The following is a 24904-nucleotide window of genomic DNA, read 5'->3' on the forward strand; positions in this document are numbered from 1 at the left end:
CATTGCATAATACATAGCATCACAAAATGTTAGAAAAGGGCACCTTAATTGGTGCCTTTTTTATATCTGCGCGTATCCCTTCTCCAATGTTTTAACTTCTCCATAGAAATTATTTCTCTTAGAAAAATTAGTTATTAGATATTAATTCGTTATGCTTATTGCAGAATTGCAACTTATGTGTCGGTAAATAAATATGAGTCGAAATGAGAACTATTTTTAAATTAAATATAGATGTAGAAGCCTGTGTAAATAATCTGTAATGGTAATTGAAATGCGAATCATTTTTATTTAAAATATAAGTATATAATTTATACAGGCTAAAAAATATGTACGTTTGTCTTTGTGAAGCCATTACAGATAAGCAAATCAGAAATGCGGTAAGGAAATACCAAGTCAGCTCATTAAAAGGGTTGCGACAAGTATTGCCTGTCGGTCGTGAATGTGGAAAGTGTATTCGGCAAACAAGAGAGATTTTACAACAAGAGCTTATCCAGCTAGAAGAGATTTGTGCTATTGAAGTTGCATAATCGCTTACCCTCCAAATTATCTTCCAATTAGTTTTATTGCCTTTTACATAAATGCTTGTGTAAAAATTACTCTGCTAATCAATTTCAGTACTACACTTAAAAGACTGGAAGCGATGGAGGGTACAAATGAAAGGCGATAAAAAAATGATAGCCCACCTTAATAAATTGTTGGGCAATGAGCTAGTCGCAATTAACCAATATTTTTTACATGCACGTATGTTTAAAAATTGGGGGCTGACACGTCTCAATGAGATGGAATATCATGAATCAATCGATGAAATGAAACATGCCGATAAATACATAGAGCGTATTCTTTTCCTTGAAGGTATTCCTAATTTACAAGACTTAGGTAAGTTAAACATCGGTGAGGATGTGGAAGAAATGCTTAAGTCAGATTTACAGCTTGAACTTGATGGCGCAAAAAACTTAAAAGAGGCAATTAAGTACGCAGATTCTATCCATGATTATGTCAGCCGAGATCTGATGATTGAAATTTTAGCGGATGAAGAAAATCATATTGATTGGATAGAAACACAGTTAGATTTAATTGTTCGCTTAGGTATTCAAAATTATCTACAAGCTCAAGTGATCGAAGAGTAGTGACTTTAGATTTCAATCTTCTGTGAGATTTTTGATTTTGATAGGCGCCTAACTTCTGAATCCATCAGAGTTGGGCGTTTTTTTGTTATGACCATGAGAAAATTCGCACATATTTTCCCCGATTGCTTGCGTTTCGCAATAATTTACGTATAATGCGCGGGCTTACTGATGAGTAAGCCCTAATTTATTAGGACTGAAATATCAGTATTGAGCCAACGATTTGTTGCTCATTTAGACAATACTCCCGATATGGGGGTTACACTAAGACGATTACACTCCCCCATCAATCGAAATGGGTGCGAGGAGTAATCATTTACGTTTATAAAATAGTTGGAGCTCTGGTCTCATGCAGAACCAAAGAATCCGTATCCGCCTTAAAGCTTTTGATCATCGTTTAATCGATCAATCAACTGCGGAAATCGTAGAGACTGCTAAGCGCACTGGTGCGCAGGTACGTGGTCCTATCCCGCTGCCGACACGTAAAGAGCGTTTTACCGTTCTGATTTCTCCGCACGTTAATAAAGATGCGCGTGATCAGTACGAAATTCGCACTCACAAACGTCTGGTTGACATCGTTGAGCCAACCGAGAAGACCGTTGATGCTCTGATGCGTCTGGACCTGGCTGCCGGCGTTGACGTGCAGATCAGCCTGGGTTAATCAGGTCGTCGAACGATTGAGAGGTTGAAACAATGATTGGTTTAGTCGGTAAGAAAGTGGGAATGACACGTATCTTCACTGAAGATGGTGTTTCTATCCCTGTAACTGTTATCGAAATTGAAAATAACCGCGTTACTCAGGTTAAAACTGCAGAAACTGACGGTTACAATGCAATTCAGGTTACTACTGGTAGCAAAAAAGCTAACCGTGTAACTAAACCTGAAGCAGGTCATTTCGCTAAAGCTGGCGTTGAAGCTGGCCGTATTCTGCGCGAATTCCGTACTGAAGAAGGTGCTGAATTTACTGCAGGTCAAAGCATTAGCGTTGAAATTTTCGCTGACGTTAAAAAAGTCGACGTTACTGGTACATCTAAAGGTAAAGGTTTTGCTGGCACAGTTAAACGCTGGAATTTCCGTACTCAAGATGCTACTCACGGTAACTCCTTGTCACACCGTGTTCCGGGTTCTATCGGTCAGAACCAGACTCCGGGCAAAGTGTTCAAAGGCAAGAAAATGGCAGGCCAACTGGGTAATGAACGTGTAACTGTTCAAAGCTTAGATGTAGTACGTGTTGACGCTGAGCGCAACCTGCTGCTGGTCAAAGGTGCTGTTCCAGGAGCAACTGGTAGCAACCTGATCGTAAAACCGGCTGTCAAGGCTTAACGTCAAGGAGATAGGAATGGAATTGGTAATGAAAGACGCGCAAAGCGCGCTGACTGTTTCCGAAACTACCTTCGGGCGTGATTTCAATGAAGCGCTTGTTCACCAAGTAGTTGTTGCGTATGCAGCTGGTGCTCGTCAAGGTACTCGTGCTCAGAAAACTCGTGCTGAAGTTTCTGGTTCAGGTAAAAAACCATGGCGTCAAAAAGGCACAGGCCGTGCACGTTCTGGTTCAATCAAGAGCCCAATCTGGCGCTCTGGTGGTGTTAGCTTCGCAGCTAAACCACAGGACCACAGTCAAAAAGTTAATAAAAAGATGTACCGTGGTGCTTTAAAAAGCATCCTCTCTGAGTTGGTACGTCAAGATCGTCTGATCGTTGTCGAACAGTTCTCTGTTGAAGCACCTAAAACTAAGTTGCTGGCACAGAAATTGAAAGATATGGCTCTGCAAGATGTTCTGATCATCACTGCTGAATTAGATGAAAATCTGTTCTTAGCAGCACGTAACCTGTACAAGGTTGACGTTCGTGATGTAGCAGGTATCGACCCAGTTAGCCTGATTGCTTTCGACAAAGTGGTTATGACTGCTGATGCTGTGAAGCAAGTTGAGGAGATGCTGGCATGATCCGTGAAGAACGTCTGCTGAAAGTACTGCGCGCGCCGCATGTATCTGAAAAAGCTTCTACAGCGATGGAAAAAAGCAATACCATCGTTCTCAAAGTTGCAAAAGATGCAACTAAAGCAGAAATCAAAGCTGCTGTACAGAAACTGTTTGAAGTTGAAGTTGAAGGTGTTAACACTTTGCTGGTTAAAGGCAAAACTAAACGCCACGGTCAGCGTACTGGTCGTCGTAGCGACTGGAAAAAAGCTTACGTTACGCTGAAAGAAGGCCAGAATCTGGACTTCATTAGCGGCGCAGAGTAAGTCGGAGGAGTAAAGAACAATGGCAGTTGTTAAATGTAAACCTACGTCTCCGGGCCGTCGCCACGTAGTTAAAGTGGTTAACCCTGAGCTGCATAAGGGTAAACCTTATGCTCCGCTGTTAGAAAAAAACAGCAAATCCGGTGGTCGTAACAACAATGGCCGTATCACTACCCGTCACATCGGTGGTGGCCATAAGCAGCATTATCGTTTAGTTGACTTTAAACGCAACAAAGATGGTATCCCTGCTGTTGTTGAGCGTTTGGAATATGATCCAAATCGTTCTGCGAACATCGCACTGGTTCTATATAAAGACGGTGAACGTCGTTATATTCTTGCACCAAAAGGCCTGAAAGCTGGCGACCAGATTCAATCTGGTGTTGATTCAGCAATCAAAGCTGGTAATGCAATGCCAATGCGCAACATCCCTGTTGGTTCTACAGTTCACAACATTGAACTGAAACCAGGTAAAGGTGGTCAGTTAGCGCGTTCAGCAGGTACTTACGCTCAAATCGTTGCTCGTGATGGTGCTTATGTAACATTACGTCTGCGTTCTGGTGAAATGCGTAAAGTATTAGCAGATTGCCGTGCAACCTTAGGTGAAGTTGGTAACGCTGAACATATGTTACGTGTTCTCGGTAAAGCTGGTGCTAGCCGCTGGCGTGGTATTCGTCCTACCGTTCGCGGTACTGCGATGAACCCAGTAGACCATCCACATGGTGGTGGTGAAGGCCGTAACTTTGGTAAACACCCAGTAACACCATGGGGCGTTCAGACCAAAGGTAAGAAAACTCGTAGCAACAAGCGTACTGATCAATTCATCGTACGTCATCGTTCTAAAAAATAATTAGAGGATAAGCCATGCCACGTTCTCTCAAGAAAGGTCCTTTCATTGACCTGCACTTGCTGAAGAAGGTAGAGAAAGCGGTGGAAAGCGGAGACAAGAAGCCTCTCAAGACTTGGTCCCGTCGTTCAACGATCTTTCCTAATATGATCGGATTGACCATCGCTGTCCATAATGGTCGTCAGCATGTTCCAGTTTTCGTAACCGACGAAATGGTTGGTCACAAACTGGGTGAATTCGCACCGACTCGCACTTATCGCGGCCATGCGGCAGATAAGAAAGCTAAGAAACGTTAAGGATAGGAGGAAGAGATGGAAACTTTAGCTATACATCGCCACGCTCGTTCTTCTGCCCAGAAGGTTCGCTTAGTCGCCGACCTGATTCGCGGTAAGAAAGTGTCGCAAGCTCTGGAAATTCTGACCTACACCAACAAGAAAGCTGCTGGTTTAGTGAAGAAAGTACTTGAATCTGCAATTGCTAACGCAGAGCAAAACGATGGCGCTGACATTGATGACCTGAAAGTTGCGAAAATTTTCGTAGACGATGGTCCAACTATGAAACGCATCATGCCGCGTGCGAAAGGCCGTGCAGATCGTATTCTTAAGCGCACCAGCCACATTACTGTGGTTGTGTCCGATCGCTGAGACTCTGGAGACTAGCAATGGGTCAGAAAGTACATCCTAATGGTATTCGCCTGGGTATTGTCAAACCTTGGAACTCTACTTGGTATGCGAATACTAATGAATTCGCTGACAACCTAGACAGCGATTTTAAAGTACGTCAGTACTTGAATAAAGAACTGGCAAAAGCGTCAATCTCTCGCATCGTTATCGAACGTCCTGCGAAAAGCATCCGTGTGACTATTCACACTGCTCGCCCAGGTATCGTTATCGGTAAGAAAGGTGAAGACGTTGAAAAACTGCGTAAAACAGTAGCGGATATCGCTGGTGTTCCTGCGCAAATCAATATCGCCGAAGTTCGTAAACCAGAACTAGACGCAAAATTAGTTGCTGACAGCATCTCTTCACAGCTGGAACGTCGTGTTATGTTCCGTCGTGCTATGAAGCGTGCAGTACAGAACGCAATGCGTCTGGGCGCTAAAGGTATCAAAGTTGAAGTCAGTGGCCGTTTAGGCGGTGCTGAAATCGCTCGTACCGAGTGGTATCGTGAAGGCCGTGTGCCACTGCACACATTACGTGCTGATATCGATTACAACACTTCAGAAGCGCACACTACATATGGTGTTCTCGGCGTTAAGGTATGGATCTTCAAAGGTGAGATTCTGGGTGGTATGGCTGCTGTTGAACAAGCTGAGAAACCAGCTGCTCAACCTAAAAAGCAGCAGCGTAAAGGCCGCAAGTAAGGAGAGTCGCTGATGTTACAACCAAAGCGTACAAAATTCCGTAAGGTGCACAAGGGCCGCAACCGTGGTCTAGCGCAAGGTACGGATGTTAGCTTCGGCACTTTCGGTCTTAAAGCTGTTGGCCGTGGTCGTCTGACTGCACGTCAGATCGAAGCGGCACGTCGTGCTATGACCCGTGCTATTAAGCGTCAAGGTAAAATCTGGATCCGTGTGTTCCCAGACAAACCAATCACTGAGAAACCACTCGAAGTTCGTATGGGTAAAGGTAAAGGTAACGTAGAATATTGGGTTGCCTTAATCCAGCCTGGAAAAGTCCTGTACGAAATGGACGGTGTGCCTGAAGAGCTGGCTCGTGAGGCATTCTCTCTGGCAGCAGCGAAACTGCCTATCAAAACCACCTTTGTAACTAAGACGGTGATGTAATGAAAGCACAAGAGCTGCGCGTAAAAAGCGTTGAAGAGCTGAATGCTGAACTGCTGAATCTGCTGCGTGAACAATTTAATTTACGTATGCAAGCTGCAAGCGGTCAGCTGCAACAGTCTCATCTGTTGAAACAAGTGCGTCGCGATATCGCACGTGTGAAGACTTTACTGACTGAGAAGGCAGGTGCGTAATGAGCGATAAAATCCGTACTCTGCAAGGTCGTGTAGTTAGCGATAAAATGGAGAAATCTATTGTTGTTGCTATCGAGCGTATGGTGAAACACCCTCTGTATGGTAAATTCATCCGTCGTACGACTAAATTGCACGTACATGACGAGAACAATGAATGTGGAATTGGTGACGTGGTAGAAATCCGCGAAACTCGTCCACTGTCTAAGACTAAGTCTTGGGCCTTAGTTCGCGTTGTAGAAAAAGCTGTTCTGTAATAGAATAGATTTTTCGTGATGAATAAACGGCTCTTTTTGACTGAGCCGTTTATTTTTTTCTGTCCATCGCGTTGATGTGGTGTTATAATGCCGCGCCCTCGTAGTATGGGTATATTTGAACGGCCTCTTCATAATGAGGTGGCTCAGTAGTAGTTGACATTTAGCGGAGCACTAAAATGATCCAAGAACAGACTATGCTGAACGTGGCCGACAACTCCGGTGCACGTCGCGTAATGTGTATCAAGGTTCTAGGTGGCTCGCACCGTCGCTATGCACATGTAGGCGACATCATTAAAATTACTGTTAAAGAAGCAATTCCACGCGGTAAAGTTAAAAAGGGTGATGTCCTGAAAGCGGTAGTGGTGCGCACCAAGAAGGGTGTACGTCGCCCTGACGGTTCTGTCATTCGCTTCGATGGTAATGCTTGTGTGTTATTAAACAATAACAGCGAGCAAGTAATCGGTACGCGTATTTTTGGGCCGGTAACTCGTGAACTTCGTAATGAGAAGTTTATGAAAATTATCTCTCTGGCACCTGAAGTACTCTAAGGAGCGAACTATGGCAGCGAAAATCCGTCGTGATGACGAAGTTATCGTGCTAACTGGTAAAGACAAAGGTAAGCGCGGTAAAGTAAAACAGGTTCTTTCTTCTGGTAAAGTTATCGTTGAAGGTATCAATCTGGTTAAAAAACATCAGAAGCCAGTTCCGGCTCTGAATCAACCAGGTGGCATCGTTGAAAAAGAAACGGCTATTCAAGTTTCTAACGTTGCAATCTTTAACGCGGCAACTGGTAAGGCAGACCGTGTAGGCTTTAGATTCGAAGACGGCAAAAAAGTCCGTTTCTTCAAATCTAACAGTGAAACTATCAAGTAATTTTTGGAGTATACGATGGCGAAACTGCATGATTACTATAAAGACGAAGTTGTTAATAAACTCATGACTGAGTTTAGTTACTCTTCTGTCATGCAAGTCCCTCGGGTCGAGAAGATCACCCTGAATATGGGTGTTGGTGAAGCGATTGCTGATAAAAAACTGCTGGATAACGCAGCAGCTGATTTAACAGCTATCTCTGGTCAAAAACCATTGATCACCAAAGCACGCAAATCTGTTGCAGGCTTCAAAATCCGTCAGGGCTATCCAATCGGCTGTAAAGTAACCCTGCGTGGTGAACGCATGTGGGAGTTCCTTGAGCGTCTGATTTCTATTGCTGTACCACGTATTCGTGACTTCCGTGGCTTGTCCGCTAAGTCTTTCGATGGTCGCGGTAACTACAGCATGGGTGTTCGTGAACAAATCATCTTCCCTGAAATCGATTACGATAAAGTGGATCGTGTACGTGGTTTAGATATTACTATCACCACTACTGCGAAATCAGATGACGAAGGTCGCGCACTGTTAGCAGCGTTCAACTTCCCGTTCCGCAAGTAAGGCAGGGTACTCATGGCTAAGAAATCTATGAAAGCGCGTGATGTTAAACGTGCTAAATTAGCTGAGAAGTTCTTCGCAAAACGCGTTGAATTGAAAGCTATCATCTCTGATGTTAAAGCATCTGATGAAGATCGCTGGGACGCTGTTCTCAAGCTGCAAACACTGCCACGTGATTCAAGTCCTTCTCGTCAGCGTAACCGCTGCCGTCAAACAGGGCGTCCGCACGGTTTCCTGCGGAAGTTTGGTCTGAGCCGTATTAAAGTCCGTGAAGCCGCTATGCGCGGTGAAATCCCGGGCCTTAAAAAGGCAAGTTGGTAATTCCATTTGAATCACGGGAGTAAAGACAGATGAGCATGCAAGATCCCATCGCGGATATGCTGACCCGTATCCGTAACGGTCAGGCCGCGAACAAAGTTGCGGTCACCATGCCTTCCTCCAAGCTGAAAGTGGCGATTGCCAAAGTGCTGAAGGAAGAAGGTTATATTGAAGATTTTAAAATTGAAGGCGACATCAAGCCAGAATTGGAACTGACTTTACGTTATTTCCAAGGTAAGGCTGTTGTAGAAAGCATTCAGCGTGTAAGCCGCCCAAGTCTGCGCATCTATAAGAAAAAAGATGAGCTGCCACAAGTTATGGCTGGCCTAGGTATCGCTGTTGTTTCTACCTCTAAAGGTGTCATGACTGATCGTGCAGCTCGCCAAGCTGGTCTTGGTGGCGAGATTCTCTGCTACGTAGCTTAATTCGGGAGGAAAGAATGTCTCGTGTGGCAAAAGCACCCGTCGTCATTCCTGCCGGCGTAGAGGTAAAACTCAACGGTCAGGTTATTTCGATTAAGGGTAAAAACGGCGAGCTTACTCGTACTATCCATAATGCAGTTGAAGTTAAACATGAAGATGGCCATTTAACTTTCGGACCACGTGATGGTTTTGAAGATGCGTGGGCACAAGCGGGTACTACTCGTTCACTGTGCAATGCAATGGTTGTTGGTGTTACCGATGGCTTCACTAAAAAGCTTCAACTGGTTGGTGTTGGTTACCGTGCAGCAATCAAAGGCAATGCTGTTAGCTTGTCTTTAGGTTTCTCGCATCCGGTTGAACACGCACTGCCAGCAGGCATTACTGCTGAATGTCCAACACAAACTGAAATCGTACTGAAAGGTGCGGATAAGCAAGTGATTGGTCAAGTTGCAGCAGAACTGCGTGCTTACCGTCGTCCTGAGCCTTACAAAGGTAAAGGTGTTCGTTACGCCGATGAAATCGTGCGTACCAAAGAGGCTAAGAAGAAGTAAGGTAACACTATGGATAAGAAAGCAGCTCGTATCCGTCGTGCGACCCGCGCACGCCGTAAGATCCAAGAATTGGGTGCGACTCGCCTGGTGGTACATCGTACTCCACGCCATATTTATGCGCAGGTTATCGCACCAAACGGTTCTGAAACATTGGTTGCAGCTTCTACTACAGAAAAAGCTATCAATGAACAAGTTAAGTTTACTGGAAACAAAGACGCAGCAGCAGCAGTTGGTAAATTAGTTGCTGAACGCGCACTGGAAAAAGGCATCACTGTTGTTGCTTTTGACCGTTCTGGTTTCCAATATCATGGTAGAGTCCAGGCACTGGCAGATGCTGCCCGTGAAGCTGGCCTTCAGTTCTAAGGTAGAGGTGTAAGATGTCTCACATCGAAAAACAAGCTGGCGAACTGCAGGAAAAGCTGATCGCGGTAAACCGCGTAGCAAAAACCGTTAAAGGTGGCCGTATTTTCAGCTTTACCGCACTGACTGTAGTTGGTGATGGTAACGGTCGCGTTGGTTTTGGCTACGGCAAAGCGCGCGAAGTTCCGGCAGCAATCCAGAAAGCGATGGAAAAAGCCCGTCGCAGTATGAAAACCGTTGCTCTTAACAACGGCACATTATTCCACCCAGTGAAAGGTACACACACCGGTTCCCGCGTGTTTATGCAACCTGCTCACGAAGGTACTGGTATTATTGCCGGTGGTGCAATGCGTGCAGTGTTAGAAGTAGCTGGAGTTCGCAACGTACTGGCTAAAACCTACGGTTCCACAAACCCAATCAACGTGGTTCGTGCAACACTGGATGCTTTAGACAGCATGAAGTCTCCAGAAATGGTCGCAGCTAAGCGTGGAAAATCCGTCGAAGAAATTCTGGGGTAATCAGCCATGGCTAAGACTATTAAAATTACACAAGTTCGCAGTTCAATCGGTCGTCTGCCTAAGCATAAGGCAACACTGGTCGGTTTAGGTCTGCGTCGCATTGGTCATACAGTAGAACGTGAGGATACTCCTGCCGTTCGTGGTATGGTCAACTTGGTTTCCTACATGGTTAAAGTTGAGGAGTAAGAGATGCGTTTAAATACTCTGTCTCCGGCTGAAGGTGCCAAGCACGCGCCTAAACGCGTAGGTCGTGGTATCGGTTCTGGTCTGGGTAAAACTGGCGGACGTGGTCACAAAGGTCAGAAATCTCGTTCTGGCGGTGGCGTACGCCGTGGTTTCGAAGGTGGCCAGATGCCTTTATACCGTCGTTTGCCGAAATTCGGCTTTACTTCACGCAAAGCAATGATCACTGCAGAGATTCGTCTGTCTGATTTTGCAGCTGTTGAAGGCGATGTTATTGATCTGAACGCACTGAAAGCCGCGAACGTTGTTGGCATCCAGATTGAATTTGCGAAAGTTATTCTGTCTGGCGAAGTGAACCGTGCAGTTACTGTACGTGGCCTTCGTGTTACTAAAGGTGCTCGCGCTGCAATCGAAGCTGCCGGCGGTAAAATTGAGGAATAAGTGACAGATGGCTAAACAACCAGGATTAGATTTTCAAAGTGCCAAAGGTGGAGCTGGCGAACTTAAACGCAGACTTTTGTTTGTAATTGGTGCGCTAATTGTATTCCGAATTGGTTCTTTTATTCCAATCCCTGGTATTGATGCCACTGTGCTTGCCAAATTGCTCGAACAGCAACAAGGCACCATCATTGAAATGTTTAACATGTTCTCTGGTGGTGCTCTTAGCCGTGCTTCTATCTTTGCTTTGGGTATCATGCCGTATATTTCGGCATCGATCATTGTCCAATTATTATCAGTGGTTAATCCACGATTAGCAGAGATTAAGAAGGAAGGAGAAGCAGGTCGTCGGAAGATAAGCCAATATACTCGTTGGGGTACTCTGGTATTAGCAATATTCCAATCTATTGGTATTGCAATGGGTCTACCGAATATGCCAGGGATGCAAGGATTAGTGATTGATCCAGGCCTTCCGTTCTACTTTACGGCAGTTGTTAGCTTAGTCACAGGAACCATGTTCCTTATGTGGTTAGGCGAACAGATAACTGAAAGAGGTATCGGTAACGGTATTTCAATCATTATCTTCGCTGGTATCGTTGCGGGATTACCGCCGGCCATTGGCCATACCATCGAGCAAGCTCGGCAAGGCGATCTGCACTTCCTCCTGTTGCTGTTGGTTGCGGTGTTAGTATTCGCGGTAACTTTCTTTGTTGTGTTTATGGAACGTGGTCAACGTCGTATTGTCGTTAATTACGCTAAACGTCAGCAAGGACGCCGTGTTTATGCAGCACAAAGTACACATTTACCGTTAAAAGTGAATATGGCGGGTGTAATTCCTGCAATTTTTGCTTCCAGTATCATACTATTCCCAGGTACAATAGCATCTTGGTTTGGTGATGGAACTGGCTGGGACTGGCTGACTACAATTTCTATGTACTTACAGCCTGGTCAACCGTTATATGTGTTGCTTTATGCTTCTGCGATCATCTTCTTCTGTTTCTTCTATACGGCATTGGTTTTCAACCCGAGAGAAACAGCAGATAACCTGAAGAAGTCCGGTGCATTTGTACCAGGAATTCGTCCGGGAGAGCAAACGGCCAAGTACATTGATAAGGTAATGACTCGCCTGACATTAGTTGGTGCGTTATACATTACCTTTATCTGCCTAATCCCGGAGTTCATGCGTGACGCAATGAAAGTACCTTTCTACTTTGGTGGTACTTCCCTCTTAATTGTGGTTGTCGTTATCATGGACTTTATGGCTCAAGTGCAAACTCTGATGATGTCAAGTCAGTATGAGTCTGCATTGAAGAAAGCAAACCTTAAAGGTAAATAATCACTTAGTGTGGTTATGGTTTGCTAGAAGTTACGGAGAGTAAAAATGAAAGTTCGTGCTTCCGTCAAGAAATTATGCCGTAACTGTAAAGTTATCCGTCGCCATGGTAGCGTTCGTGTAATTTGCAGTGTTGAACCAAGACATAAACAACGTCAAGGTTAAGAAAAAGCATTTTTTTCTTGCAAAGTTGGGTTGAGCTGGCTAAATTAGCCAGCCAATCTTTTTTATCTAAGATACATTATTGTTTGAGTATCCTGAAAACGGGCTTTTCAGCACAGTAATGTATATTTTAACTTAGGAGTGCATAGTGGCCCGTATAGCAGGCATTAACATTCCTGATCATAAACATACCGTAATCGCTTTAACATCGATTTTCGGAATCGGCAAAACACGTTCACAGGCTATCTGTGAAGCAACTGGTATTGCTGAAAATGTTAAGATCAGTGAGCTGTCTGAAGAACAAATCGACAAGCTGCGTGACGAAGTTGCCAAGTATGTGGTAGAAGGTGACCTACGTCGTGAAATTACCCTGAGCATCAAGCGTCTGATGGACCTTGGATGTTACCGTGGTTTACGTCATCGTCGTGGTCTTCCTGTGCGCGGACAGCGTACTAAGACTAACGCTCGTACCCGCAAGGGTCCGCGTAAGCCGATCAAGAAATAAGTCGGGGTATTGAATAATGGCAAAGGCACCAGTTCGTGCACGTAAGCGTGTAAGAAAACAAGTCTCAGACGGTGTGGCTCATATCCATGCTTCTTTCAACAACACAATCGTTACAATTACTGACCGTCAGGGTAACGCATTAGGTTGGGCAACTGCCGGTGGTTCCGGTTTCCGTGGTTCTCGCAAATCCACTCCGTTCGCAGCTCAGGTTGCGGCAGAGCGTTGCGCAGAAGCTGTGAAAGAATACGGAATCAAAAACCTGGAAGTTATGGTTAAGGGACCGGGTCCGGGTCGCGAATCAACAATTCGTGCTCTGAACGCCGCTGGTTTCCGCATCACTAATATTACTGATGTGACTCCTATCCCTCATAACGGTTGTCGCCCACCGAAAAAACGTCGCGTTTAATACGTTTCGTTTTTTTTAGGACTGTTGGAGAAAGAAAATGGCTAGATATTTGGGTCCTAAGCTCAAGCTGAGCCGTCGCGAAGGAACAGACCTCTTTCTGAAGTCTGGTGTTCGCGCGATTGACACCAAGTGTAAATTAGAACAGGCACCAGGCCAGCACGGAGCGCGTAAACCGCGTCTGTCTGACTACGGTGTTCAGTTACGTGAAAAACAAAAAGTTCGTCGTATCTACGGTGTTCTGGAACGTCAATTCCGTAACTATTACAAAGAAGCAACACGTCTAAAAGGCAACACAGGTGAAAACCTGCTGACTCTGCTGGAAGGTCGTCTTGATAACGTCGTTTATCGTATGGGCTTTGGCGCAACTCGCGCAGAAGCACGTCAAATGGTTAGCCATAAAGCTATCATGGTAAATGGTCGTGTTGTTAATATCGCTTCTTATCAGGTTTCCCCGAATGACGTTATCAGCGTTCGTGAGAAAGCTAAAAAACAGTCTCGTATTAAGGCTGCTTTAGAGCTGGCTGAACAGCGTGAGAAGCCAACTTGGCTGGAAGTTGATGCTGCTAAAATGGAAGGTGTGTTCAAACGTATTCCTGAACGTACTGACTTGTCTGCGGACATTAACGAACACCTGATCGTCGAGCTTTACTCCAAGTAAAGCTTAGCACCAAAGAGAGGACACAATGCAGGGTTCTGTGACAGAGTTTCTAAAACCGCGCCTGGTAGATATCGAGCAAGTGAGTTCGACGCACGCTAAGGTGACCCTTGAGCCTTTAGAGCGTGGCTTTGGCCATACTCTAGGTAACGCACTGCGCCGTATTCTGCTTTCGTCTATGCCGGGTTGTGCGGTGACAGAGGTTGAGATTGATGGTGTACTGCATGAGTACAGCACCAAAGAAGGTGTACAGGAAGATATCCTGGAGATTCTCCTCAACCTGAAAGGGCTGGCGGTAAAAGTTCAGGGGAAAGATGAAGTTATTTTAACCTTGAATAAATCTGGCATTGGCCCTGTGACTGCAGCCGATATCATCCATGATGGTGATGTCGAAATCGTCAAGCCACAGCATATCATCTGCCACCTGACTGACGAAAACGCATCAATTAATATGCGTATTAAAGTTCAGCGTGGTCGTGGTTATGTGCCGGCTTCTGCCCGAGTTCATTCGGAAGAAGATGAGCGCCCAATTGGTCGTTTGTTAGTCGATGCTTGCTACAGCCCTGTAGAGCGTATTGCCTACAATGTTGAAGCAGCTCGTGTTGAGCAACGTACTGACTTGGATAAGTTAGTTATCGAAATGGAAACTAATGGTACAATCGATCCTGAAGAGGCGATTCGCCGTGCAGCGACCATTCTGGCTGAACAGCTTGAAGCTTTTGTTGATTTACGTGATGTACGTCAACCAGAAGTTAAAGAAGAGAAACCAGAATTCGATCCTATCTTATTGCGCCCAGTTGACGATCTGGAATTGACTGTCCGCTCTGCTAACTGCCTTAAAGCAGAAGCTATCCACTACATCGGTGATCTGGTACAGCGTACAGAAGTTGAGTTGCTTAAAACGCCTAACCTTGGTAAGAAATCTCTTACTGAAATTAAGGACGTCTTGGCATCTCGTGGTCTTTCTCTGGGCATGCGCTTAGAAAATTGGCCACCAGCAAGTATTGCTGATGATTAAGATCACAGGTTAAGGTTTTACTGAGAAGGATAAGGTCATGCGCCATCGTAAGAGTGGTCGTCAATTGAACCGCAACAGCAGCCACCGCCAAGCTATGTTCCGTAACATGGCTGGTTCTTTAGTTCGTCATGAGATCATCAAGACGACTCTGCCTAAAGCGAAAGAACTGCGTCGCGTCGTTGAGCCGCTGATTACTCTTGCCAAGACCGACAGCGTAGCTAATCGTCGTCTGGCATTCGCACGTACTCGTGATAACGAGATCGTTGCAAAATTATTTAATGAACTGGGACCTCGTTTCGCAGCTCGTGCTGGTGGTTACACTCGTATTCTTAAGTGTGGCTTCCGTACAGGCGACAACGCTCCGATGGCTTACATCGAGCTTGTTGACCGTGCTGTTGAGTCTCAAGAAGCAGCTGCAGAGTAATCTACAGTAGCTTTCAAGAAAACCGGGTATATTTGCCCGGTTTTTTTGTACCTGCTATTCTTACCCTTCGAATGATTTGTTCTTCCCTTGAATTTTCTACTATCAATCCTTATTTACAGGTAAAGCATTATGAGTATGTATAAGATAGGTGAAATTGCCAAGTTAGCCGATGTGACTCCCGATACAGTTCGCTTCTATGAGAAACAAGGGCTAATGGGGCACAAAGTACGTACCGAAGGTGGTTATCGTTTATTTACAGAACAAGACCTTCAGAGATTGCGTTTTATCCGTTATGCAAAGCAATTAGGTTTTACTTTAGAAGCAATATCAGAGCTGTTGTCTATTCGTGTTGATCCAGAACACCATACTTGCCAGGAGTCTAAACATATTGTCGATATCAGATTACTGGAAGTTGAAAAAAAGATTCAAGAGCTTATTATCATGCGTGATTCACTGAAGATGTTGAGTTCTGCATGCTGTGGTGAGGAACATGCGTCAACATACTGTTCTATTATGGAGATTCTAGAGCGGGGTGCATCTAAGGTTTATTAAGGTTATTAACTGAAACTAAAGAAGGTATATTATGAGTAAATATCAGCACAAACGTGGTGAGATAAAAGATAATGCAATTGAAGCATTACTTCATGACCCATTATTTCGTCAACGAGTAGAAAAAAATAAAAAAGGAAAAGGAAGTTATACAAGAAAAGGAAAAAATAATAAGGCAAATAACTGGGAGGCCAGTGGTAATAGGTTTATTTACTTATTACCACTGGCTTTTTAGTTATTTTTTATTCTGCTCTTTCAATAAATCACGAATTTCTGATAATAAAACTTCTTCAGTAGAGGGCGGCGTTGGTTCAGCTGGTGCAGCTTCTTTTTCACGACGAACTTTATTCATTACTTTAATTGCCATAAAGATCGCAAAAGCTACAATAACAAAGTCAAATACAGTTTGTATAAACATCCCATAATTAAGTACAACAGCTGGCAAATCACCTTGTGCTTCTTTTAGTACAACACTAAATGATTTAAAGTCTACCCCACCAATGAGTAGGCCTAATGGGGGCATGATGACATCAGCAACTAATGAAGAAACAATCTTACCAAATGCAGCACCAATAATAATACCGACAGCCATATCTACTACATTGCCTTTCATGGCAAATTCGCGAAAATCTTTTAAAAAACTCATCGACGACCCCTTAATAAATAATTCAATTGAAACAAAGTGCGTGTTAGGTTAACAAATTATAGTCGCTAGATTTATTAAGCTGCAAATATTTACGCTCTTTTTATTATTTTATAAAAAGAACGGGCTTGGCTGGAATAATTTCTCTACGTCAGGAACGTATTTTTTATCTGTAATAAACATAATGACATGGTCACCTTGTTCAATAATATGATAATCGCTAGCTATAATAACTTCCTCTTCTCGAACTATTGCGCCAATAATTGTTCCTGGAGGAAGTTTAATTTCAGATATTTTTTTACCGACCACTTTTGAGGTATTTTCATCACCGTGTGCAATAGCTTCAATGGCCTCTGCGACACCTCTTCTTAAAGAAGAAACACTAACAATATCGGCTTTTCTTACATGGCTTAATAAAGCAGAGATCGTGGCTTGCTGAGGAGAGACGGCAATATCAATCACTCCCCCCTGAACAAGCTCAACGTAGGCTGAACGCTGGATAAGCACCATTGCTTTTTTGGCCCCCATTTTTTTCGCTAACATTGCAGACATAATATTAGCTTCATCATCATTTGTGAGGGCGATAAACACATCCATTTGCTCAATATGTTCTTCAGTGAGTAGCTCTTGGTCAGATGCATCACCATAAAATACGATGGTATCATGTAGCAGTTGTGCTAATTCAGTCGCGCGTTGCTGGTTTCGCTCGATAAGCTTAACGCTATAATCTTTTTCTAAACGCCGAGCTAGACCTGCACCAACATTTCCTCCACCCACAATCATTAAGCGCTTATAGGGTTTTTCCAGCCTTTGTAGCTCACTCATTACTGCGCGAATATGTTGTGTTGAAGCGACAAAGAAGACTTCATCACCTGCTTCAATAACCGTTGAGCCTTGAGGACGAATAGGGCGATCTTGCCGAAATATCGCAACAACTCGCGTATCTATATGTGGCATATGTTCACGTAAGCTAGATAAAGCATTCCCTACCAGTGAACCACCATAGTAAGCTTTTACAGCAACAATACTGACTTTACCTTCCGCAAAATTAACAACCTGAAGAGCACCAGGATATTGAATCAGTTTATAGATATAGTCGATAACCAACTGCTCAGGTGATATCAGGTAGTCAATTGGGATCTGCTCAGGAAGAAAAAGCTTATCTGCCTCACGGATATATTCGGTGGCTCTGATCCGTGCAATTTTATTCGGCGTATTAAATAGGCTATATGCAATTTGGCAAGCAATCATATTTGTTTCGTCAGAGTTAGTGACCGCGACTAACATATCAGCATCTTCAGCCCCTGCGTCACGAAGCACGCGTGGATGGGAGCCATGACCATTGACGACACGTAGATCGAATTGATCTTGCAGCTGGCGCAGACGATCGCCATCGGTATCAACGACTGTAATATCATTGTTCTCATCAACTAAATTTTCAGCAAGTGTGCCACCGACTTGCCCAGCGCCTAGAATAATGATTTTCATTGCATATTCCTATATTAGGTAACTCATGACTTATTATTGTGCTTGTTTTATTATACGTGCATAAAAGAAGCCATCACCACCTTCAGCACTTGGCAATATTTGCAGTCCTGCCTCTGTCCCATCATTTAGATGTGCATCGGAATGTTTAGTAAGGAACCGTTGTATTTGCTGACAGTTTTCTTCAGGCATGACAGAACAGGTCGCATACAATAAAGTACCACCTGCTTTTAGATAAGGCCAAACAGCCTCTAAGATTTTAGCCTGTAATTCTGCCAGTTCATTGATATCGGAGTCACGACGTAGCCATTTTATATCAGGGTGGCGACGGATAACTCCAGTCGCCGAACAAGGTGCATCAAGTAAAATCCGATCAAATTGCTGCCCATCAGCCCATTTTTCGGGCTGTGTACCGTCTCCTTGCACGACAGTAGCGTGTTGCTTAAGACGAATTAAATTATCTTTTACTCGTTTTAGACGGGTTTCATCAATATCAACTGCAAGTACATTAGCTTTTGGTGCGAGCTCTAAAATATGTGTTGTTTTGCCACCTGGTGCCGCACATAAATCTAAAATATTTTCACCATTTTGTGGTTCAAGTCGTTCTGCACAGCCTTGAGCAGAAACATCTTGTACTGTTGACCAACCCTCATCGAAGCCTGGTAATTTTGTGACTGCGGTAGGTTCCTCTAAGCGGATAGCACTGGGATGAGTTGAGTGCAAGTGTGCCGTTATTTCTGCTTGTTCTAACAGACCAAGATATTGCTCAGCAGTATGATGTTGGGAGTTGACTCTTAGCCACATAGGTGGGCGCTGATTATTTGCTTCAACAATAGTTTGCCAATCATTAGGATAAGCAACTTGTAAACGCTTGAGTAACCAACTCGGGTGAAGGTATTGGCTATTGTTATTCGCGATCCGTTCTTCTAATTGAACCTGTTGGCGTTGAAAAGAACGTAAGACACCATTGATTAAGCCTTTTAGTTGAGGGCGTTTGAGTGCGACGGCACCATTTACGGTTTCAGCTAATGCTGCATGTGCTGGTATACGTGTGTAGAGTAGCTGATAGATACCGACCATAATTAGATAGTGCAAGGTTCTCTGTTTACCCGTGAGCGGTTTTTCCATTAATTGGTTAATAAACCATTCAAGCTTAGGTAAATAACGTAGAACACCAAAGCAAATCTCTTGTAATAATGCTCTATCTTTATCGTTGATATTACGTTGCAAATCAGGCAAAACAGTACTTAATGATTGCCCATTATCGATAACTTGGTTAATTGCAGTCGCAGCGAGACTACGCAAATTGTATGTGTTTTTCATAAGTGAAGATGGGTCTTTTAGTTACTAAAATAAAACTGCCTGATATTTCAGGCAGTTTACAGATTCGTTAATCGAGAATTTGCTCTGGGGTAAACCATTCACGGCGGGAGTTTAGTATGTCCTGCGCACTCATGGCTTTTTTGCCAGGTGGTTGTAATTGGGTGATATTTAATACGCCATTCCCCGTAGCAATGCATATCCCATTTTTATCCGCACGAATGATTGTGCCAGGTTGCTTACCTTGTAAATCTTCAATCACTTCAGCTTGCCAAACCTTAATCAGTTGTTCCTGAAACATAAAATAGCTCATCGGCCATGGATTAAATGCACGGATACAACGTTCAATATGAGTCGCATCTTGTTGCCAATCAATACGAGCTTCTTCTTTAGAGAGTTTTTCTGCGTAATTGGCAAGAGCATCATTTTGCTTTTCTGGTGTACATTGGCCCGTAGATAACATATTAACCGTATGAATTAAAGCTTCCGGCCCAGTGATAGCGAGTTTTTCATATAGGGTTGCACTGGTGTCGTTCGGCGTGATGGGGCAGACAGCTTTATACAGCATGTCGCCCGTATCTAATCCCGCATCCATCTGCATAATCGTCACCCCTGTTTCAGCGTCCCCAGCCCAAATTGAGCGTTGAATCGGTGCCGCTCCACGCCAACGAGGCAATAAGGAACCATGCACATTCAAACAGCCTAAGCGAGGAATGTCTAAAACAGCTTGGGGTAAAATCAAACCATATGCGACAACTATCATGAGATCTGCATTTCTGTCTTTGAGCCACTGTTGATTTTCAGCGCCTCTTAGAGATATGGGTTGAAAAACAGGGATGTCATGTTCCTGCGCTAAAACTTTTACAGGGCTCGGCGTTAGTTTTTTACCTCTACCTGCAGGTTTATCATGGCGAGTAAGAACGCCAACGATTTGGTGCTGGGTTCCAAGAAGAGCAGCTAAATGTTTTGCTGCAAAATCAGGCGTTCCTGCAAAGATAATTTTTAATGGTTCTGACACGTTAATTTCCCTGTTTTTATTCACTAAACTAGCTATTTTTTGCCTCTTTCGCTCTAAGCCTATCGAGCTTTTCAACTTTCTGGCGAATACGTTGGCGTTTTAACGGCGATAAGTAATCAACAAACAGCTTACCAACAAGGTGATCCATTTCATGTTGGATACAAATAGCCAATAAACCATCAGCTTCGAGTTCAAAAAGCTCGCCATTATAATCTAATGCACGGATTTTGACTTGCTCTGCTCGAGGAACAAACCCTTGCTGCTCAGGAATAGAAAGACATCCTTCTTCGATACCCGTTTCACCTGATTTATCTAATAATTCAGGATTGATAATGACTAAACGTTGGTCACGTGTTTCAGACACATCAATAACAATGATCCGCTGGTGGATATCGACTTGCGTAGCAGCGAGCCCAATACCTTCTTCCTCGTACATGGTATCGAACATATCATCTACAATGCGTTGAATTTGCGCATCAACTTTTTCGACTGGCTTAGCAATTGTGCGTAAGCGCTCGTCTGGATAATGTAATACGTTTAAGACTGACATAAATTTTTCGAGCGGTTTCCAAAAAGTGAATGGGAATTAATGCTTATTCTAGACATTTCTCGGGCATATTGACAGTATTGGTTATGATTTGTTCACTGAGGAACATATCTACTAATCAGTCAGGATGACGAAATGAACCTCCAAGAAATATGGTTAAGAATGTCTCTGGTAAGTCGGTTATTACCCATTCATGCAGTAGGCATTATTAATGAGCTAAAACAACTTAGTAAAATCAGTAATAGGGCTTTGCAACACTGTGGTTTAAACGAAATACAAAGGCTACAATTCCTTAATGTGCCAAAGCACCGATTGGAAAAAGTACAACAATGGTTAATGCATAAAAGTAATCGAATGATTACTTTTATAGACCCTCTTTATCCTTTTTTATTAAAACAGATCCATCACCCGCCACTTTTGCTTTTTGTGGTAGGGAAAAAAGAAATACTTGCAACGCAACAAATCGCTTTAGTTGGAAGTCGGCAAGCGAGTGACTATGGTAGAAAGTGGTCGACGGAGTTTGTTAAGGATTTTGTTCAATATGGGATGGCGATTACCAGCGGACTTGCGTTAGGCATTGATGGGATAAGTCATAAGGCTGCACTTGATAACAATGGCGTGACTATTGCCGTTTTGGGTAGTGGCTTGGAAAATATTTATCCGAAACAACATGATGCGCTTGCTGAACAAATAAAAGAAAATGGGGCTCTCGTATCGGAATACTGGCCAGATACTCCACCATTACCCAAACAGTTTCCAAGACGAAATCGAATTATTAGCGGGTTAAGTAAAGTGGTAGTCGTCATAGAAGCGGGTATGAAAAGTGGCTCCTTAATTACAGCGCGTTATGCTATTGAGCAAAATCGTGACCTTTTTACGCTTCCTGCACCTCTTGGCAATCCTGCATTTGGTGGTAACCTCTGGTTATTGCAACAAGGCGCTTATTTATTAGTGGATGCTGAGGATATTTTACAGCATTTAAGGGATGGGCTAAATTGGGTCCAATCTGAGCTTCCCATCGATGCTTATAAGAACAATGACACGCTTCCCAAGCTTAGTTTGGTTGAAAATAAAATTTTTGATGTGGTGGGCTACCAAGTTACACCAGTGGATACTATTGCGACTCAAGTTCAGATGCCGATTACTCAAGTTGTTTCAATATTAACAGAAATGGAAATTAATGGTGTGATTCGCTCCTGCTCTGGTGGATATATCAGACTAAGTTAATTGATTGATTAAAAGTAAGAGAAAAAAATGTCGAAACAATTGCCTTTTGATACAGATAAAAACGAATATTGCCCAGAGTGTAATTCTTTGCTGGTGATCCGTAATAGTAGCCATGGGCCTTTTCTTGGATGCTCTAGTTATCCAGAATGTCACTATATGCGCCCATTGAGGCCAAGTATTGAAAGTCATGTTATCAAGGTGTTAGATGGGCAGCTTTGTCCTCAGTGTGGGCATGACCTGGTATTGAAACAAGGTCGGTTTGGTATGTTCATTGGTTGTAGTCATTACCCTGAATGTGAGCATATTGAGCTCATAGATAAACCAGATGAAACAAAAGTTCCTTGCCCACAATGCCAAAAAGGCAATTTACTCCAAAGAAAATCTCGTTTTGGGAAGACTTTTTATGCCTGTGATAACTACCCTAACTGTCAGTTTATTCTTAATAATAAGCCTACTGTTGGTAAATGTATGTTTTGTGAATATCCATTATTGATGGAAAAAAGGGGGGGACTGGGAGTAAGATTATTTTGTGCCAGCAAACGCTGCGGTAAGCAACAAGAAGAATAATGAGTTAAAACTATGTCAAATGAATCTACACCTGCAATTGAAAGTATTATTGTTTCGTTAAAACAAGAAAAAGTGATCGCCTATCCAACTGAAGCTGTTTTTGGTTTAGGTTGTGACCCTGATAGCGAGACGGCAGTTCATCAGCTTTTAGACCTTAAACAGCGTCCTTGGGAAAAAGGATTGATTCTCATAGCTGATACTTATGAGCAATTAAAAGATTACATCGATGATGCACAATTAACGGAAGAGCAAAAACAAGCGATGTTCGCGACATGGCCAGGGCCTGTGACATGGGTTATTCCAGCTAAAGCGACAACACCTAAATGGTTAACAGGGCGGTTTGATACACTAGCCGTGAGAGTTACCGACCATGCACTTGTCAAAAAACTTTGTCGTCATTATGGTAAGCCATTGGTATCAACAAGTGCCAATTTAAGCGGGTTTGAGCCATGCAGAACCACTGAAGAGGTTATTGCACAGTTTAATGACAGGGTGCCTGTGCTTGATGGAAATGTTGGTGGCCGCCAGAACCCATCTGAAATCAGGGATGCCAAGACAGGCGAATTGTATCGTAAAGGATAATATTAATGGAAATGTTTGCAGTCTTTGGAAATCCGATTCAGCACAGTAAATCACCGTTTATACATAAGATGTTTGCAGAACAAACGGGGATTGCGCTTGAGTATGAAAAAATTTTAGCACCGATAGAAAACTTTGAAGAAAGTTTGGGCGTTTTTTTTTCACAAGGTGGAAAAGGCGCAAACATCACCTTGCCATTTAAGGAACGAGCTTTTTTAGTTGTTTCTGAGTTAACTGAGCGTGCTCAAATTTGTGGTGCGGTCAATACGGTGATGAAGCTTGATGATAACCGACTGCTTGGTGATAACACAGATGGGATGGGGTTACTGTTAGACTTACAACGTTTAGAATTTGTGCAGCCAAATAGTCGAGTACTCATCATCGGTGCTGGTGGAGCAACACGAGGTGCATTATTACCGCTTTTAGAGTTTGGTTGTGATATCACACTGACAAATAGAACGTTTTCTAAAGTAGAAACGTTAGTTAATGAGTTCTCCTCATTAGGCAAGATCCGAGGAAAAGCGCTCGAACAGATCGGCTCAGCAGATTTTGATCTGGTTATAAATGCGACGTCATCAGGTGTTAGTGGAGAGATCCCTGCGATTAACCCAATTGTTTTTACAAAGAAAATTGCTTGTTATGACATGTTTTATCAAGCAACATTAACACCTTTCCTTGAGTTTGCGCGTCAACATCAGGTGACAAAAATTGCTGATGGACTTGGGATGTTAGTTGGGCAAGCCGCATTTTCGTTCAAATTATGGCATGGTGTTCAACCAGAAATTACACCTGTTTTGTCTGCTTTATATAAGGAATTAAAAGGTGAATCAATTGATCCAATTCCCCGATAGGGAAGAATGGGATGAATCATCTGGGGTGGTGCGTTTCCCTGTGTTAATTAGCGGTCTACTTGCGGAATGCACTATTTCGCAAGCTCTTTTATTTCAACGATATGGTGAAGAAGAAACGGCATTAGTACTTTTTCAACAAAATCGATGGGATGTAGAAGAAGAGTTCGAAGCCTTGATCGCACAAGGCTTCGATGATGAAAATGGAATTTACGTATTATCAGAAGATAAATAATTATTTTTCCATTCAACATAATTATTGGCGGAATAACGTAAATGCGCGAGTTCAGCATCAGTCAGTTTCCTGATGGCTTTTGCTGGGCTGCCCATATATAAATAGCCAGATTCCAAACGCTTACCTTGAGTAACTAGACTATTCGCACCAATCACGACATCATCTTCTATTATAGCCCCATCAATTACGATTGAACCCATTCCGACTAATACTCGATTACCAATAGTGCAACCATGAAGCATAACTTTGTGCCCAACAGTGACATCTTCACCAATGATTAGTGGGTTTCCCTCTGGATTGCTGGCGGATTTATGTGTCACATGTAATACGGAGCCATCTTGAATATTCGTACGAGCACCAATAGCAATGTAGTTAACATCTCCACGTAAAACGGAAAGAGGCCAAATACTAACATCTTTAGCTAATCGTACATCACCAATAACCACTGAAGATGGATCGATAAAAACTCGTGGTTCAAGTGAAGGATAGATGCCCAAGTAAGATCGTAAAGGTTTATTCATATCAATAGCCATAAAAATGAAAAAGAAAGAATGATAAGTAACTTGTTAACTTATTATGAGTTAATGTACTAAATAAGTACGTCAAAGTAAGAATTATAGGTGAAAAATTGCTCTTTTTATAACCATTGTGAGGCTAAAAAAGGCAAGGTGGTGATTTTATCCTCAAACAGTGTTTTTTTTTAAAAAAAAGGTTGTGTAATTCTGCCA

At 43.2% G+C, this 24904-nt stretch carries 43 protein-coding genes; 37 read left to right on the forward strand and 6 right to left on the reverse strand.

Features of this window, described 5'->3' with window-relative positions; all coding sequences use genetic code 11:
• The first annotated feature begins 326 nt into the window (after nt 1–326).
• The 32 genes from bfd to PR808_RS20215 all read left to right on the forward strand — a co-directional run bounded on the left by bfd (nt 327) and on the right by PR808_RS20215 (nt 15942).
• Nucleotides 327–527 carry a bacterioferritin-associated ferredoxin gene (gene bfd, locus PR808_RS20060; protein WP_206086910.1) on the forward strand — a complete coding sequence of 67 codons (201 nt, stop codon included), beginning with the start codon at nt 327–329 and terminating at the stop codon, nt 525–527.
• Between the two features lie 126 nt (nt 528–653).
• Complete coding sequence (gene bfr, locus PR808_RS20065; RefSeq protein WP_206086911.1) at nt 654–1127, forward strand: bacterioferritin; 474 nt, start codon at nt 654–656, stop codon at nt 1125–1127.
• Between the two features lie 346 nt (nt 1128–1473).
• Entirely contained in the window at nt 1474–1785 is a 312-nt protein-coding gene (gene rpsJ, locus PR808_RS20070) for a 30S ribosomal protein S10 (RefSeq protein ID WP_001181005.1), read from the forward strand.
• A gap of 32 nt (nt 1786–1817) precedes the next feature.
• The gene (rplC, locus tag PR808_RS20075; RefSeq protein ID WP_206086912.1) at nt 1818–2447 is read left to right on the forward strand and encodes a 50S ribosomal protein L3; all 630 of its coding nucleotides are present in this window, start codon (nt 1818–1820) and stop codon (nt 2445–2447) included.
• Nucleotides 2448–2463: 16 nt separating this feature from the next.
• Nucleotides 2464–3069, forward strand: coding sequence for a 50S ribosomal protein L4 (gene rplD / locus PR808_RS20080; RefSeq protein ID WP_206086913.1), 606 nt, complete (start codon nt 2464–2466; stop codon nt 3067–3069).
• Nucleotides 3066–3368 (forward strand): 50S ribosomal protein L23, encoded by a 303-nt coding sequence (rplW, locus tag PR808_RS20085; protein WP_206086914.1) that lies wholly within the window; start codon nt 3066–3068, stop codon nt 3366–3368. Before rplD ends, rplW begins: the two co-directional genes overlap by 4 nt.
• 19 nt (nt 3369–3387) lie before the next feature.
• Nucleotides 3388–4212, forward strand: coding sequence for a 50S ribosomal protein L2 (gene rplB / locus PR808_RS20090; RefSeq protein ID WP_206086915.1), 825 nt, complete (start codon nt 3388–3390; stop codon nt 4210–4212).
• A 14-nt stretch (nt 4213–4226) separates the two neighbouring features.
• Nucleotides 4227–4505, forward strand: a complete 279-nt coding sequence (gene rpsS, locus PR808_RS20095; protein WP_004265426.1) for a 30S ribosomal protein S19 — start codon at nt 4227–4229, stop codon at nt 4503–4505.
• Between the two features lie 15 nt (nt 4506–4520).
• Nucleotides 4521–4853 carry a 50S ribosomal protein L22 gene (gene rplV, locus PR808_RS20100; protein WP_206086916.1) on the forward strand — a complete coding sequence of 111 codons (333 nt, stop codon included), beginning with the start codon at nt 4521–4523 and terminating at the stop codon, nt 4851–4853.
• Nucleotides 4854–4870: 17 nt separating this feature from the next.
• Complete coding sequence (gene rpsC / locus PR808_RS20105) at nt 4871–5572, forward strand: 30S ribosomal protein S3 (protein WP_004907131.1); 702 nt, start codon at nt 4871–4873, stop codon at nt 5570–5572.
• Between the two features lie 12 nt (nt 5573–5584).
• The gene (gene rplP / locus PR808_RS20110) at nt 5585–5995 is read left to right on the forward strand and encodes a 50S ribosomal protein L16 (RefSeq protein ID WP_004265436.1); all 411 of its coding nucleotides are present in this window, start codon (nt 5585–5587) and stop codon (nt 5993–5995) included.
• Nucleotides 5995–6186, forward strand: a complete 192-nt coding sequence (gene rpmC, locus PR808_RS20115) for a 50S ribosomal protein L29 (protein ID WP_206086917.1) — start codon at nt 5995–5997, stop codon at nt 6184–6186. The genes rplP and rpmC overlap by 1 nt, the downstream gene beginning before the upstream one ends.
• Entirely contained in the window at nt 6186–6440 is a 255-nt protein-coding gene (rpsQ, locus tag PR808_RS20120) for a 30S ribosomal protein S17 (RefSeq protein ID WP_042847566.1), read from the forward strand. Before rpmC ends, rpsQ begins: the two co-directional genes overlap by 1 nt.
• A 176-nt stretch (nt 6441–6616) precedes the next feature.
• Nucleotides 6617–6988: a 50S ribosomal protein L14 gene (gene rplN / locus PR808_RS20125; RefSeq protein ID WP_004265449.1), complete on the forward strand. Its 372-nt coding sequence runs from the start codon at nt 6617–6619 to the stop codon at nt 6986–6988.
• 10 nt (nt 6989–6998) lie between these two features.
• Nucleotides 6999–7313 (forward strand): 50S ribosomal protein L24, encoded by a 315-nt coding sequence (gene rplX, locus PR808_RS20130; RefSeq protein ID WP_047756683.1) that lies wholly within the window; start codon nt 6999–7001, stop codon nt 7311–7313.
• 15 nt (nt 7314–7328) lie between these two features.
• Nucleotides 7329–7868: a 50S ribosomal protein L5 gene (gene rplE / locus PR808_RS20135; protein WP_206086918.1), complete on the forward strand. Its 540-nt coding sequence runs from the start codon at nt 7329–7331 to the stop codon at nt 7866–7868.
• A 12-nt stretch (nt 7869–7880) separates the two neighbouring features.
• Nucleotides 7881–8186, forward strand: a complete 306-nt coding sequence (gene rpsN, locus PR808_RS20140; protein WP_004265458.1) for a 30S ribosomal protein S14 — start codon at nt 7881–7883, stop codon at nt 8184–8186.
• 29 nt (nt 8187–8215) lie between these two features.
• Nucleotides 8216–8608: a 30S ribosomal protein S8 gene (gene rpsH, locus PR808_RS20145; protein ID WP_004907134.1), complete on the forward strand. Its 393-nt coding sequence runs from the start codon at nt 8216–8218 to the stop codon at nt 8606–8608.
• 14 nt (nt 8609–8622) lie between these two features.
• Nucleotides 8623–9156: a 50S ribosomal protein L6 gene (rplF, locus tag PR808_RS20150; protein WP_206086919.1), complete on the forward strand. Its 534-nt coding sequence runs from the start codon at nt 8623–8625 to the stop codon at nt 9154–9156.
• A gap of 9 nt (nt 9157–9165) precedes the next feature.
• Complete coding sequence (gene rplR / locus PR808_RS20155; protein WP_006657021.1) at nt 9166–9519, forward strand: 50S ribosomal protein L18; 354 nt, start codon at nt 9166–9168, stop codon at nt 9517–9519.
• Between the two features lie 14 nt (nt 9520–9533).
• Nucleotides 9534–10034, forward strand: coding sequence for a 30S ribosomal protein S5 (rpsE, locus tag PR808_RS20160; RefSeq protein WP_006657022.1), 501 nt, complete (start codon nt 9534–9536; stop codon nt 10032–10034).
• A 6-nt stretch (nt 10035–10040) separates the two neighbouring features.
• Nucleotides 10041–10220 (forward strand): 50S ribosomal protein L30, encoded by a 180-nt coding sequence (gene rpmD / locus PR808_RS20165; protein WP_004265475.1) that lies wholly within the window; start codon nt 10041–10043, stop codon nt 10218–10220.
• Between the two features lie 3 nt (nt 10221–10223).
• Nucleotides 10224–10658, forward strand: a complete 435-nt coding sequence (gene rplO / locus PR808_RS20170) for a 50S ribosomal protein L15 (RefSeq protein WP_206086920.1) — start codon at nt 10224–10226, stop codon at nt 10656–10658.
• A 7-nt stretch (nt 10659–10665) separates the two neighbouring features.
• Nucleotides 10666–11991: a preprotein translocase subunit SecY gene (gene secY, locus PR808_RS20175; protein WP_206086921.1), complete on the forward strand. Its 1326-nt coding sequence runs from the start codon at nt 10666–10668 to the stop codon at nt 11989–11991.
• Between the two features lie 45 nt (nt 11992–12036).
• Nucleotides 12037–12153 carry a 50S ribosomal protein L36 gene (gene rpmJ / locus PR808_RS20180; RefSeq protein ID WP_206086922.1) on the forward strand — a complete coding sequence of 39 codons (117 nt, stop codon included), beginning with the start codon at nt 12037–12039 and terminating at the stop codon, nt 12151–12153.
• A 145-nt stretch (nt 12154–12298) separates the two neighbouring features.
• Nucleotides 12299–12655: a 30S ribosomal protein S13 gene (gene rpsM / locus PR808_RS20185; protein WP_004907144.1), complete on the forward strand. Its 357-nt coding sequence runs from the start codon at nt 12299–12301 to the stop codon at nt 12653–12655.
• Between the two features lie 16 nt (nt 12656–12671).
• Nucleotides 12672–13061, forward strand: a complete 390-nt coding sequence (gene rpsK, locus PR808_RS20190) for a 30S ribosomal protein S11 (protein WP_004388621.1) — start codon at nt 12672–12674, stop codon at nt 13059–13061.
• A gap of 37 nt (nt 13062–13098) precedes the next feature.
• Nucleotides 13099–13719: a 30S ribosomal protein S4 gene (rpsD, locus tag PR808_RS20195; RefSeq protein WP_004265487.1), complete on the forward strand. Its 621-nt coding sequence runs from the start codon at nt 13099–13101 to the stop codon at nt 13717–13719.
• Between the two features lie 25 nt (nt 13720–13744).
• Nucleotides 13745–14734: a DNA-directed RNA polymerase subunit alpha gene (locus tag PR808_RS20200; RefSeq protein WP_206086923.1), complete on the forward strand. Its 990-nt coding sequence runs from the start codon at nt 13745–13747 to the stop codon at nt 14732–14734.
• A 37-nt stretch (nt 14735–14771) separates the two neighbouring features.
• Complete coding sequence (gene rplQ, locus PR808_RS20205) at nt 14772–15158, forward strand: 50S ribosomal protein L17 (protein WP_014657271.1); 387 nt, start codon at nt 14772–14774, stop codon at nt 15156–15158.
• Nucleotides 15159–15293: 135 nt separating this feature from the next.
• Complete coding sequence (gene zntR, locus PR808_RS20210) at nt 15294–15710, forward strand: Zn(2+)-responsive transcriptional regulator (protein ID WP_272516391.1); 417 nt, start codon at nt 15294–15296, stop codon at nt 15708–15710.
• 31 nt (nt 15711–15741) lie between these two features.
• Nucleotides 15742–15942: an alternative ribosome-rescue factor A gene (locus tag PR808_RS20215; protein ID WP_047756676.1), complete on the forward strand. Its 201-nt coding sequence runs from the start codon at nt 15742–15744 to the stop codon at nt 15940–15942.
• Here PR808_RS20215 and mscL read toward each other — a convergent pair whose 3' ends face one another.
• The 5 genes from mscL to def form a co-directional block, all read right to left on the reverse strand.
• A complete protein-coding gene (gene mscL / locus PR808_RS20220; protein WP_206086924.1) occupies nt 15943–16353 on the reverse strand; it encodes a large-conductance mechanosensitive channel protein MscL in 411 nt (136 codons plus the stop codon). It abuts the gene before it with no gap.
• A gap of 108 nt (nt 16354–16461) precedes the next feature.
• Nucleotides 16462–17838: a Trk system potassium transporter TrkA gene (trkA, locus tag PR808_RS20225; RefSeq protein WP_206086925.1), complete on the reverse strand. Its 1377-nt coding sequence runs from the start codon at nt 17836–17838 to the stop codon at nt 16462–16464.
• A gap of 33 nt (nt 17839–17871) precedes the next feature.
• Complete coding sequence (rsmB, locus tag PR808_RS20230; protein ID WP_272539975.1) at nt 17872–19158, reverse strand: 16S rRNA (cytosine(967)-C(5))-methyltransferase RsmB; 1287 nt, start codon at nt 19156–19158, stop codon at nt 17872–17874.
• A 67-nt stretch (nt 19159–19225) separates the two neighbouring features.
• Entirely contained in the window at nt 19226–20173 is a 948-nt protein-coding gene (gene fmt, locus PR808_RS20235; RefSeq protein ID WP_272539976.1) for a methionyl-tRNA formyltransferase, read from the reverse strand.
• Between the two features lie 28 nt (nt 20174–20201).
• Nucleotides 20202–20723 carry a peptide deformylase gene (def, locus tag PR808_RS20240; protein ID WP_206086928.1) on the reverse strand — a complete coding sequence of 174 codons (522 nt, stop codon included), beginning with the start codon at nt 20721–20723 and terminating at the stop codon, nt 20202–20204.
• Nucleotides 20724–20855: 132 nt separating this feature from the next.
• Here def and dprA point away from each other — a divergent pair, with 132 nt between their 5' ends.
• Genes dprA through PR808_RS20265 form a run of 5 tightly spaced genes read left to right on the forward strand, consistent with a single transcriptional unit; the run spans nt 20856 to nt 24176 of the window.
• Nucleotides 20856–21947, forward strand: a complete 1092-nt coding sequence (dprA, locus tag PR808_RS20245; protein ID WP_272539977.1) for a DNA-processing protein DprA — start codon at nt 20856–20858, stop codon at nt 21945–21947.
• Between the two features lie 27 nt (nt 21948–21974).
• Nucleotides 21975–22514, forward strand: a complete 540-nt coding sequence (locus PR808_RS20250) for a DNA topoisomerase family protein (protein WP_206086930.1) — start codon at nt 21975–21977, stop codon at nt 22512–22514.
• A 12-nt stretch (nt 22515–22526) separates the two neighbouring features.
• Nucleotides 22527–23096, forward strand: a complete 570-nt coding sequence (gene tsaC, locus PR808_RS20255) for an L-threonylcarbamoyladenylate synthase type 1 TsaC (RefSeq protein WP_206086931.1) — start codon at nt 22527–22529, stop codon at nt 23094–23096.
• 5 nt (nt 23097–23101) lie between these two features.
• A complete protein-coding gene (gene aroE / locus PR808_RS20260; protein WP_272539978.1) occupies nt 23102–23944 on the forward strand; it encodes a shikimate dehydrogenase in 843 nt (280 codons plus the stop codon).
• Nucleotides 23916–24176 (forward strand): DUF1488 domain-containing protein, encoded by a 261-nt coding sequence (locus tag PR808_RS20265; protein WP_272539979.1) that lies wholly within the window; start codon nt 23916–23918, stop codon nt 24174–24176. Before aroE ends, PR808_RS20265 begins: the two co-directional genes overlap by 29 nt.
• On the opposite strand, the gene PR808_RS20270 is transcribed toward PR808_RS20265, so the two are convergent.
• Entirely contained in the window at nt 24152–24697 is a 546-nt protein-coding gene (locus PR808_RS20270; protein ID WP_206086934.1) for a gamma carbonic anhydrase family protein, read from the reverse strand. The genes PR808_RS20265 and PR808_RS20270 overlap by 25 nt on opposite strands.
• Nucleotides 24698–24904: the final 207 nt, after the last annotated feature.

Origin of the sequence: Providencia sp. PROV197 (assembly GCF_028479625.1) — a bacterium.
Taxonomy (GTDB): domain Bacteria; phylum Pseudomonadota; class Gammaproteobacteria; order Enterobacterales; family Enterobacteriaceae; genus Providencia; species Providencia vermicola.